The following is a 428-nucleotide window of genomic DNA, read 5'->3' as shown; positions in this document are numbered from 1 at the left end:
TGCCATAGTTGGCATGTAAATATCAGATTATTGCACATAGCTGTGCTGTGTATTGTAAACTTCTCATATATTGATTTTTGCAGTCGTGCTATATCATCAATTCTGCATACAATGAATAAGCCTGAAGCCTGAAGGGAAAATAGATTGCAGATTGAACAGAACAAATGTTCTGAAATGTAATAGACAAATAATCTCATTTGTGATATAATTAAATCAGTCGAAATAAAAAGAAGGGCTGATAAATATGAGAGAACTTGACAATAATGCACATTCAGTATTTTTACTCTATTATCATCTGATCCTGGTCGTAAAGTACCGGAAAAAGGTCCTGAATGATCCGATCTCGGGTCGCGCACGAGAAATCTTTGAATACATTGCGCCCAAATATCATATCACCCTGGAAGAGTGGAATCACGATGAGGACCATG

The 428-nt window shown here is 36.4% G+C and carries 1 protein-coding gene; it reads left to right on the top strand.

The features are described from left to right. Positions 1-244 precede the first annotated feature (244 nt). On the top strand, positions 245-428 hold a 184-nt coding region (locus GPK90_RS16470), incomplete at its 3' end, for a transposase (RefSeq protein ID WP_215703475.1).

The sequence above is a fragment of the Clostridium sp. MCC344 genome, assembly GCF_018785365.1.
Classification (GTDB): domain Bacteria; phylum Bacillota; class Clostridia; order Lachnospirales; family Lachnospiraceae; genus Pilosibacter.
This window is presented reverse-complemented; position numbering and strand designations above follow the sequence as displayed.